The sequence below is a fragment of the Myroides sp. TSA_177.3 genome, assembly GCF_052691955.1.
Genome location: NZ_JBQZGD010000009.1, coordinates 146,170 through 156,397 on the forward strand (window position 1 = coordinate 146,170; position 10,228 = coordinate 156,397).

Below are 10,228 nucleotides of genomic sequence, written 5' to 3' on the forward strand. Positions count from 1 at the left end.
TTACATTTATAATTCGTACTAAGCAAAACATTGCATTAACACTAAAAAGAAGCTATGGGATTTGATATCAGCTACCATCCAATAAGTGAACAAGAAATACAAACCTGGTATTTCGATGTACTAGAAGACGAATCGAGTATTGAAAAACTAGCCCAAGAGCATGATGTTGACGAATTCTACGTTGAGAAATATATCAATACGATTGAAGTAGCTAAAGCAACTGCTCCTACAGATTACTTTGACAAGACACACGGCTATTATATTGCGGTAATACAAGGCTTTTTCAGGACGTACTTTTACACCCGAGGTACTGCCTTTTCCTTTTTCATTCAAGACAAGCCACAGTTTAAAGCATATACCACGCCTTGGGAAGATATTTTAAAAGTTAAAGTGCCCAACCCTATCGCAAATACTTTAGTTGAAAACTACAGCTCTGGTATTTATATCAATGCAAATCAGGTGGTAGCTCTGTTGTCCGATTACCAAACAAAGGAGGAAGTAAAAAGAGAGTTAGACGATTTTTATTCGCATAACCGAATCAATGTTTTTCTGAAAGCACTAACTTATGCAAAAGAACATAACCTTGGACTTTTAGAAGCTACTGAAGTAGTTGAGCCCAATCCTATGAATCTCAACGAATCGACTTGTTATTCTAATTTATTCCATTGCGATACCGAAGGTGCCTTGTTGTATGAAGAGGCGATGTTTGAACAACTAAGGGAATTGGAAGGGAATCAAGGGTTAAATGACAACGAAATTCTTGAAAATACGGAACGCGTAATCATCACCCATGAACAAGTAGTTCCTGAAAAGAAAAAAAGCTTTTGGCAAAAACTGTTTGGCAAGTAAAACGGCTTGATTTCGGCTTTATTTTGTATTGAGTTCAATGCTTTTTGCTACGTATTTACAACAATAGATCAACTTCATCCATAACATAAATCCATATCATCTATGTCTTTTTTCAGTAAACTATTCGGGACAAAAAGCACCCCTCAACAAGTCAACGAGATAAAACCAACTGCGGAACCAGCTACAACTGCGGAAAACCACTCCCCTTTTACCTTGAACCACATTGCTTGGACTTTTTCGGCTAAGTTTTATACGGATGCGGAAGAGTTTAACCAAGAAGTAATCGATTACCAAAATCTTATTTATAAAACAAATGAAAATTGGAAACCCAACGCGGTTGTTTTTGATGTTCCTGAACTACAAATTCAGTACATGGCTTGGGTAAAAGGTGCGTCCGATTTACTTGAAAATGAAATATTGATTGAAGAGGATCGAGATGTTTTTGAGGAAGAACCTTATGAAGAAGAGGATGATATGTATCAGGTGGAGCTTTTAGCAACCTTTACCGCTGACAATGGCAAGCATTTTACGGCTCTAGAGTTTCTATTAAAAACGCATAATCAACAGGTAAACAAAGAACTGGGGGATCACGTATTTTTTGAAGGTACGGATGAAACCCCAACCCTCATCAATGATTTACCTACTTGTTATATCGCTTGTGGTAGTTAAAGAAAAATAAAAGGAAAATAGCTTCTTCAACAAATAACAAAAAAAGCTATCCTTTTACTTGTTCATTTCTAATGGTCACACTAATCAATTTATACCCTTCATTTGTTCGTAAAAACTCAAAGTGATTTTGAGTAAATTTCTTTTTATTATGATGAGAAACCACAATCGTCAGGGTAGGATATTCCCAATCCTTTGCTTCTCTACAACCATTAAAATAGGGGTCAAACTCGGCACCTTCAAATAGGAAGGGATTTAGTCCATCTTTAGAAATAAAATACTCGCAATTGGGCTGGGTAATGGCTAATAACTCGTTTTTTAGTACTGGAAAATTAGCGCGAATAAACGCCTTTTTTTCAGCATTTGCCCATCCTTCAGTTGATTCCCATATCATCGTATTATAAGATGCTTGTATTAATTTCTCTTCTGTTAAATCGACAAACAAGTCATTGATCAACCATTGTCTAAATTCGGTTTCGAAATCCATAAACGAATAATACCATCCGTCTTTTCCTAAAAACACTTTTCGGTTAGTATCCGCAGGAGGGGTTTTCGTTTTCTCGAGGGAGTAAAAGTTGAGCGTATGATCATACGAAAAATTTTCGACCAAGATATTATTCAAGGTATCAAGCAATACTTCTTGTCCACCTGACCAGCTGAAATGATTACATCCTGCATGATCTCCAACAGACCAATATTTTTTTTCGGCTTCCTTTAATCCGACTATCATTCCGTTTCTTACCCTCGTTAAATCACTATACACAGCAGGAATAGCAATGTCTCCTTTGCTATTGAACATCCCAACTTGATCTGTTTTTGAATCCCTGAAACGAATAAAACCTTCGCTTTCACAGTCTGCTCCGTTGTCAAAAATATACAAACTATCCACGCCTACACTTCTCCCCTCTTTCGTCAAGTAGTAATTTTTCCAACTTTCTCCTACTTCTTCTGATACTGCTATAATATTGTCAAACTTATAGGCATAGGAATACCCGACAAACTTGGGTTCTATTTGAACTACTCCTTGTTGGTCTTTATAACCAATTCGAATGCTATCAGTAGCAAAAAAAGCAGTCCAACGATCTTGGTTCTGTCCAAACATCGTACAACTCCAAAAAGTTAAAAGAAATAGCAGAAGGAAATGTTTCATTATGGGTTGGGTTGTGAAAGAGTAAAAATTCGCACTCTTGTTTACTCAAAGGTAGTAATTATAAATAAAAAATAGGGCTTTCAAAAAATGTAGCTTGATACTAGATTTTCTTTTTCAAGCTTCCCCAGTTAAGATGCAGTGTGGAGTGGAAGTCCGACGATTTAGTCAACTAAATCTGATAGTAAAAAACATCTCATTATGTTATTATTTTATACATAATTCATTTTATTGTAAAATTTAATTTTATTTTTACTATATATTTAAATAAATTCACATATAAAAAAAACACAAAACACTATAAAAAAATGTCAACAAAAACCACCTTAATTGAGCAATTGGACCCCCTAAGGGGAAATGATCATTATCCTTCTCAGGAAATCAAAGATCAATTAATCCAATCGTATTTGCCTACATCCGTATCGGATTTAGCGCTTAACTTATCCAATATTACCTCGCAATTTTACGCGTTGCTTTTACAATCTATTGGTGCAAAATATGGTGTAGCCGCTGTACAAGAGCACTCTGAAACGCTTTTCCACCATCTTGGCAGGGTAAAAGCTGAACAAGCGTTACTCAAGGATCCAACCATGCCTCGAGATTGTCGATCTTTTATTTTCGTTCTTATTTCGGCCATTTACACTTCAAGTCCGGAGTATACCTTTACCGTTAAAAAGTTTACTGCGGATGAAGCTATCGTTTCTTTAGCTGGAATTGACCGCTACCACAGAGCTGCGAAACAATTTAATATAGACACCATGCTATGCTTTCCGACGCTTCTTGCCTTTATGGAGGGAATCAAAGACTACTTAGAACTAAACGAGGTAGAAATAACAGCCTCTGACACTTCGTATGACGCCAACTCCAAGGTAACGAATACTTACACCTTTAAAAAAAAGCTTGTATAATATGAAAGATATAGCGCAACGGTTAGGTGAAAATTCGCCTTATTTATTTCCTCTAAACTCTTTGGTTATTCAGGATACGACCTTAGAATATACCGAGTCAATAGCTCTCTCAAATTCTTTTGAAGCGTTTTATAAAGTACTGCAAATAGCCTCCTCATTGGGAAGTATAGCACTGCTCCAAAAAATGGATGTTGTTTCTAAAACCTTTTTCTTAGGTGAAAAACTGAGAATACGAAAGATTCCACAAGGCGAAATTAGTGATGAATTAAAATACCAAGCTGAGAGTTTGTTATTTTCGGAACGAAAGGGAAAATCCTTAGTTAATATCTTTGATCAACACCAGCAATTGGCTTATACCTTTGAGCTGGATTATATTATTTTTACGGAAGATTCTTTTCAACGCGTTTTTAAATCGTTTTATACGGCCGAACTTGCGTTAAACACCCCCGTTGAATTTCGAAATGAAGTGACGGTAACACCACTTTGTTCCTCCCATTTTCAGGTCATCATCCAAGCTTTTTCAGCCGAACAATGTGCAGGTCATTTTGATCATTATCCTATTGTTCCCGCTGTTTTTATTGTGAACCGATTGTTATCTGCTATTGAAACTTTTTTCAAGATGCAAGATACAAGTCTATCAACTAAAACTCTTATTGTAGATAGTTTAGAAATTTTTCCTAACACCGCTACTCCGCCGAATACAGACCTACATGCTCATGTTTATTATCGTCAAATCACGAAGAACAACTATTTATTTGTTTGTCCGATTCACGATAGTCAGACAGAATATGGTAATTATATCATTACAATAAAATTACAATAAGCACACTCTTGGTGTAAACTATTGCTTACTATAAAAGCCAATAACCTCTCGTTATTGGCTTTTTCAATCGAATCCCTTCTTTACTGATTTTATCCTATTTAACTAATGTAAGAACGCTACATTAAGTTATCTCTTTTTACCATTCAGAGTTAACATATTGATAATATTGGAGTAACCTTTACTTTAAAGTAAACGATGTTTTTTGTGCTAATGAAACAGCTATATATTCTTACACGAAAAAGTCTGCTTATTCTCTCGTCTTTACTACTATTTTCATGTGGAGACAAGAACCACTCCATCAAGATGAAAGGATCGGATACAGAGGTGAACCTTGCGGTAAACTTAGCAGAAAAGTATACAGAAGTAGATGCCAATTTTAGTATTGCAATCTCTGGAGGAGGCTCAGGAATCGGAATTACTTCTTTATTAAATGGTCAAGCGGATATTGCGAATTCTTCTCGCCCTTTGTCCGACAAAGAGATTCAACAATTTGAAGATAAGAAAATCAAAGTACGCACTGTGATTTTTGCAGAAGATGCCACCGCCTTTGTTGTTCATAAAGACCTTCCTATCGATGTGATTGATCTTGAAACCTTAGCCAAAATCATGAAAGGCGAAATCACCAACTGGAATCAACTGACCTCGGTCGATTTACCTATTAATATTTACGGACGTCAAAGTAGTTCAGGAACGCATTCTTTCATCAAAAAGAAACTCAAAATAGAATTTTCTAATGCGGCCAAGGAAATGACGGGAAATGCTCAAATTCTTGAAGGAATTAAAACCGATAAATCGGGAATTGGCTATGTTGGAGCGGGTTATATCTCTCATGAATCTGCTACGAATCCAACGGTAAAAATTTTAAGCATTAAAGAAACCCCAACTTCTACGGCTTATTCTCCTATTGATTCACACGCCATCAATAACAGTTTATACTTTTTTCAACGCCCTCTTTATCAATTTATTTTGGAAGACTCATGGGAAAAGGTAAAGCCATTCATTGATTTTGAAAATAGTACAATGGGAAAACAACTCATTAAAGAACACGGGTATTACATCATAGAACGACCACAAAATGAAATATAAAGTTAGAATTAGTTTAGATATTGCCTTCAAATATATCTTCAAAGCAACAGGTCTTTTAGTTCTGTGCTTATTGGGTGGAATTTTAGCCTTGTTAATTTACAATTCTTTTTCCTTCTTCATGGATGTGAAGCCGCTTGATTTTATCACGGGAATGGAATGGAATCCAACCGCTAAAAACCCAGCTTATGGCATGTTACCGCTCATCTTGAGTACGACCCTCGTAACTTTTGGAGCTATGTTAATTGCGATTCCTCTGGGGATAGGTACTGCAGCCTTTATCTCTGAATATGCGGGAACTCGTTTAAAAAACATCTTAAAACCTGCAATTGAGATGCTAGCCGCTGTACCTTCAGTAGTTATCGGATTTTTGGGTATTGTTGTGGTAAGTCCAGGTTTAGCGGATATGGCGGGATTGCCGAATGGTCTAAATGCTTTAAATGGTGCTATTTTACTCGCTGTTATGGCTTTACCCACAATCATCACAATAGCGGAAGATGCGATTCACGCCGTTCCTAAAACCTATAAAGAAGCCAGCTATGGCGTTGGGGCTACCAAATGGCAAACCTTGCGCAAAGTCATTATCCCTGCTGCTGCACCTGGAATTATCTCTGCTATTATGCTAGGTGTAGGTCGAGCGATTGGAGAAACCATGACTGTGCTGATGGCAACAGGAAATGCAGCCTTGATTCCAACGGGATTCTTTGATTCTGTAAAAACCATGACCGCTACGATTGCAATCGAAATGGGGGAAGTTCCCTACCAAACGACACACTACTACGGATTATATGCTTTAGCTACGGTTCTATTCTTTATGACCTTAATAGCCAATCTTGTAGGAGAATATTTTATCAACCGATTAAGAAAATACCATGCAGCTTAATAAATTTAAATTATCTTCTATCATCGAATGGGGAACCTTAGTAGGAACAACACTCATCGTTTGCTTTTTTCTGGTTGTCATCCTCTTAGAAATTATAACGAAAGGTGCTGGAAGTATCTCGTGGGAATTTATTTCTAGTGTTCCCAAAGAGGGAATGACAAAAGGAGGAATCCTAACCCCCATTATAGGAACAGTCCTCATTACGCTCATTACTGCTTTATTCAGTATTCCGTTTGGGGTATGTTGTGCCATCTACTTGAATGAATATGCAGAAAATAATTGGTTGACGCGTATCATCCGTGCTGCTATTCGAAATTTATCTGGTGTACCATCGATCATTTATGGGTTATTTGGATTGGCTTTATTTGTACAAACCTTACAACTAGGTACGTCTTTATTAGCTGCGGGATTAACCCTAGGCTTATTATCCCTTCCATATATCATCACGACAACAGAAGAGGCCTTGATGCAGATTCCCAATAGTACAAGAGAAGCGGCTTTAGCAGTAGGTGCAACAAAATTTGAAACAATCAAGGATGTTGTAATCCCTTCTGCGGTTCCAGGAATTTTAACCGGTGTTGTCTTAACCTTGTCAAGAGCCGCTGGAGAAACCGCTCCTATTTTATTTACGGGAGCAGCCTTTTACATCAGTGATACCAATGGATATATCAACCAAGAGTTCATGGCTTTACCGTATCACTTGTATATGTTATCTACCCAACACCAATCTATTCATGAAGTAAGACCTATTGCTTATGGTACTGCTTTAATCTTGATCCTTGTGGTGTTTTTATTAAACTTAAGCGCATTTTATATCCGTTATAAATTCAGAAAAAATGAAAACTAAATTAGCTGCTGACAACTTAAACATTAGCTTTGGAAGCAAACACGTTTTAAAGAATGTAAGTGTACAATTTGAAGAAAATAAGATTACCGCTTTAATTGGTCCATCTGGTTGTGGAAAGAGTACATTATTGCGCAGTTTTAACCGCATGCACGACTTGGTTCCTTATGCTAAAATCCAAGGTTCAATCAAATTAGAAGATCAAGATATTTATGCGAAAAACATCCCCGTAACGGAGATTAGAAAGCGCATTGGAATGGTTTTTCAAAAAGCAAACCCTTTTCCAAAGAGCATTTACGATAATATTGCTTATGGATTAAAAATCAATAATTTACCCCATGACAAAAGCGTTATTGAAAAAGCATTAACCGAAGCGTTCTTATGGGATGAAGTAAAAGATGATTTAAAAATGCCTGCTCATCGTTTATCAGGGGGGCAACAACAACGCCTTTGTATTGCAAGAGCTGTTGCACTACGTCCAGAAGTGATTTTAATGGATGAACCTTGTTCGGCTTTGGACCCTGTAAGTACCATTAAAATTGAAGAATTAATCCTTCATCTAAAAGAAAAATATACCATTGCCATTGTTACGCACAACATGCAACAAGCGCAACGTATTGCAGATCACACGTATTTTATGTACTTGGGTGAAGTAAAAGAAAGTGGATTGACACAGGATATTTTTGAACATCCAAAACACGAAATGACCAAGAATTATATCAATGGAGTATTTGGGTAAATAAAATTCTTTTTTCTACCCCTTAAAACAACAAGGATATAAGTACTATGCTATGCAGTACTTATATCCTTTATTTTTGTCTATAGTCCAAGCGTTTTTACTCTGCTATCTAGCGCGAAATAAATTGGTTTCTTTTTTCAGTAGCATCTGTTGCATTTTGCATCAATTGTCGCACTAAAGGATTACTGATAAAATAAGATTTACAAATCTCAAATTCTGGGTCTGAAGCGGTATAGGCTGAAATTGTTATTGCGGTTGGGCACTTTATTATAAGTCCAGTAACAGTACCGTAATAAGTTCCAGGCGTTACTGCCTCAGGATTAGCAACAGGAATTGTTCCATCTACATCCATCCACCACTCAATTCCCGTACCACCTGGAGGAAGTACAGTTGGTATAGCATCATTTAAATCAAAAGTAGAACCATTACATATTTTTCTATCGGTTAAAATAGGTGAATAAACAGCTCCATAAAGGGGTACCTTTACAATATTACGAAACACGTATTGCATCCACACCATAACATCAGCGCCAAAATATCCCATACTTCCATTTGCATCACTCCCTACAAAACCAAATTGAGGTAAGCACTGTTTAATTATGATACTGTTTCCCCCTCCTGTTTCTACAGCTGTGAGGAAATCCTCATATATTAAACCTATAGGCCTAAAATAGGTCGCAGGCATAAATACTGGATACGACGAATACTCGTGCGTGCCTAACAGACCTGCTCGATTAAATCCCCAAGCCCATAATTTTCCTTCTTTTGTCAATACATTTATTGCAGCTGCATCATCACCATAATGTTCTTGTGGACTAATCCATGCTATATTATCCTCTAACTTAAAGGTTTCCCTTCCCTTTGTAACAGGCCTTCCTACAACATTACGCCATGTTGTATACCGAGCAGTATTAGTATAATCACCTAACTGATGGTAATTATTATCTCCCAAACTATACACTTTTCCATTTGTTCCTAAAAGATAATAAGACTTCCCAACTAATTCACTTGTCATACCAATCATTTTGGGTCTTACACCATCTATTGGGGTCATTAGCGTAGCAAATGGTTGAGACTGTTGTCCTGTATTGTCTCCTAAAAACGTGCGTGCTCCCCAAGTATAAACCTTTCCTTCTGCCGTGAGTGCCATAAAAGCTTCATAGGTTCCACGTACTGCAACAACATTCTCCAAGGGTGTATCTAGAGCTGTACTTACACGATGCCATAAGCGATTATTATCAACTGTGCCTGCTGCACCATCTCCATATGCATATGCATTCATCGCCATTACCCATGCTTGGCCATCACACGTAACAATAGCGAGGCCATGCTTAGTTCCAAACATCATTTTTACTGCAGTCGGTTGCACTCCCTGCGGTAGACCATCTGATTTAAGCTCCTCTTGCTGAACATTGTATGTTCCAATGGACACTTTTCTAAAACTGTTATTTGCAGCATTTAAAATGTCAGGATCAACTAGTCCTCCTGTTTTTCCCCATATATACAATCCCGCCGTTGTTAATACTGCGAATTGTCCTTCTCCTCCTGTAGTAAATTTTAAAATGGAACCAGTTAACTTATTTCCTCCAATTCCATAATTATCCCCATTGAGTTCCAAGGGTGGGGCTATGTCTTCTCCATTTGGCCCTATACTCCATCCCCACACCATGACTTTTCCATCATATCCTCTCGCGATTGTTGCACGATGACCACTAACCATATTATCATACTCAATGGTATTAGGATTTGAACTATTTAAATAGGCATTTTCATAATCAGGTTCATAAACACAATCTTGTGCATACGTTTCAAAACTAGTTCCGAAGAGGAGTACTAGCCATATCACACCTAAAAAAATGCAGGTTGTATACCGATTCATCTCAATCTATTTTTTAATTAAACCTCAATTCTATTTTATCTAAAGGCAAAAAACGAACATCGTATAACAATATTTTACTTTTTCTTTACTCTATTATTTAATTACAAATACAATATTCATATAGGATGTTGCTGTTGCATTTCCAATGATATCGTATGTTAATACGCCATCATCATCCAATCGTACATTGGCTAATACTGAGGTATCATAATAGGTAATGTAATAATCCATTTGATTTTTATTATAAATCACAATATCAGGCGAGGTTGCTCCAGGATTTTTAATTAATCCGCCCGAATAAGGCATACTTCCTCCTGTTGCTCCATGCGAAATAAAATAGGTCGCATTAGCTGCTCCAGCTGCGCCACCAGTAAATTGATTGACATAATCCTGATATAAATCTCTTT

10 protein-coding genes and 1 pseudogene are annotated in these 10,228 nt (G+C 37.0%); 8 read left to right on the plus strand and 3 right to left on the minus strand.

Annotated features, from left to right (window positions below; translation table 11 throughout):
* The first annotated feature begins 54 nt into the window (after window positions 1–54).
* Both ACUTSE_RS10770 and ACUTSE_RS10775 read left to right on the plus strand, forming a co-directional pair.
* Window positions 55–849 (plus strand): hypothetical protein, encoded by a 795-nt coding sequence (locus tag ACUTSE_RS10770; RefSeq protein ID WP_445640231.1) that lies wholly within the window; start codon window positions 55–57, stop codon window positions 847–849.
* A gap of 102 nt (window positions 850–951) precedes the next feature.
* Window positions 952–1,518, plus strand: a complete 567-nt coding sequence (locus ACUTSE_RS10775; RefSeq protein WP_445640232.1) for a hypothetical protein — start codon at window positions 952–954, stop codon at window positions 1,516–1,518.
* A 46-nt stretch (window positions 1,519–1,564) separates the two neighbouring features.
* Here the strand turns inward: ACUTSE_RS10775 and ACUTSE_RS10780 are convergent, their stop codons facing one another.
* The gene (locus ACUTSE_RS10780) at window positions 1,565–2,665 is read right to left on the minus strand and encodes a hypothetical protein (RefSeq protein WP_445640233.1); all 1,101 of its coding nucleotides are present in this window, start codon (window positions 2,663–2,665) and stop codon (window positions 1,565–1,567) included.
* A gap of 305 nt (window positions 2,666–2,970) precedes the next feature.
* On the opposite strand from ACUTSE_RS10780, the gene ACUTSE_RS10785 reads away from it, so the two are divergent.
* From ACUTSE_RS10785 to pstB, 6 genes are all read left to right on the plus strand, one after another.
* Window positions 2,971–3,570 carry a hypothetical protein gene (locus ACUTSE_RS10785; protein ID WP_445640234.1) on the plus strand — a complete coding sequence of 200 codons (600 nt, stop codon included), beginning with the start codon at window positions 2,971–2,973 and terminating at the stop codon, window positions 3,568–3,570.
* Window position 3,571: 1 nt separating this feature from the next.
* Window positions 3,572–4,393, plus strand: a complete 822-nt coding sequence (locus ACUTSE_RS10790; RefSeq protein WP_445640235.1) for a hypothetical protein — start codon at window positions 3,572–3,574, stop codon at window positions 4,391–4,393.
* A 303-nt stretch (window positions 4,394–4,696) separates the two neighbouring features.
* Window positions 4,697–5,479 carry a substrate-binding domain-containing protein gene (locus tag ACUTSE_RS10795; RefSeq protein ID WP_445640236.1) on the plus strand — a complete coding sequence of 261 codons (783 nt, stop codon included), beginning with the start codon at window positions 4,697–4,699 and terminating at the stop codon, window positions 5,477–5,479.
* Window positions 5,469–6,359 carry a phosphate ABC transporter permease subunit PstC gene (gene pstC / locus ACUTSE_RS10800; RefSeq protein WP_002991264.1) on the plus strand — a complete coding sequence of 297 codons (891 nt, stop codon included), beginning with the start codon at window positions 5,469–5,471 and terminating at the stop codon, window positions 6,357–6,359. Before ACUTSE_RS10795 ends, pstC begins: the two co-directional genes overlap by 11 nt.
* Window positions 6,349–7,206: a phosphate ABC transporter permease PstA gene (gene pstA / locus ACUTSE_RS10805; RefSeq protein ID WP_445640237.1), complete on the plus strand. Its 858-nt coding sequence runs from the start codon at window positions 6,349–6,351 to the stop codon at window positions 7,204–7,206. Before pstC ends, pstA begins: the two co-directional genes overlap by 11 nt.
* Window positions 7,196–7,942 (plus strand): phosphate ABC transporter ATP-binding protein PstB, encoded by a 747-nt coding sequence (gene pstB, locus ACUTSE_RS10810; RefSeq protein ID WP_002991260.1) that lies wholly within the window; start codon window positions 7,196–7,198, stop codon window positions 7,940–7,942. Before pstA ends, pstB begins: the two co-directional genes overlap by 11 nt.
* A 109-nt stretch (window positions 7,943–8,051) precedes the next feature.
* Here the strand turns inward: pstB and ACUTSE_RS10815 are convergent, their stop codons facing one another.
* Window positions 8,052–9,821 (minus strand): hypothetical protein, encoded by a 1,770-nt coding sequence (locus ACUTSE_RS10815; RefSeq protein ID WP_445640238.1) that lies wholly within the window; start codon window positions 9,819–9,821, stop codon window positions 8,052–8,054.
* A 93-nt stretch (window positions 9,822–9,914) separates the two neighbouring features.
* Window positions 9,915–10,228: pseudogene (locus tag ACUTSE_RS10820) on the minus strand (hypothetical protein); the annotation flags it as partial.

Coding starts and splice junctions, on each gene's coding strand:
- ACUTSE_RS10770 (WP_445640231.1), top strand. CDS start 55: ATGGGATTTGATATCAGCTACCATCCAATAAGTGAACAAGAAATACAA.
- ACUTSE_RS10795 (WP_445640236.1), top strand. CDS start 4,697: ATGAAAGGATCGGATACAGAGGTGAACCTTGCGGTAAACTTAGCAGAA.
- ACUTSE_RS10785 (WP_445640234.1), top strand. CDS start 2,971: ATGTCAACAAAAACCACCTTAATTGAGCAATTGGACCCCCTAAGGGGA.
- ACUTSE_RS10790 (WP_445640235.1), top strand. CDS start 3,572: ATGAAAGATATAGCGCAACGGTTAGGTGAAAATTCGCCTTATTTATTT.
- ACUTSE_RS10780 (WP_445640233.1), bottom strand. CDS start 2,665: ATGAAACATTTCCTTCTGCTATTTCTTTTAACTTTTTGGAGTTGTACG.
- pstA (WP_445640237.1), top strand. CDS start 6,349: ATGCAGCTTAATAAATTTAAATTATCTTCTATCATCGAATGGGGAACC.
- ACUTSE_RS10775 (WP_445640232.1), top strand. CDS start 952: ATGTCTTTTTTCAGTAAACTATTCGGGACAAAAAGCACCCCTCAACAA.
- pstC (WP_002991264.1), top strand. CDS start 5,469: ATGAAATATAAAGTTAGAATTAGTTTAGATATTGCCTTCAAATATATC.
- pstB (WP_002991260.1), top strand. CDS start 7,196: ATGAAAACTAAATTAGCTGCTGACAACTTAAACATTAGCTTTGGAAGC.
- ACUTSE_RS10815 (WP_445640238.1), bottom strand. CDS start 9,821: ATGAATCGGTATACAACCTGCATTTTTTTAGGTGTGATATGGCTAGTA.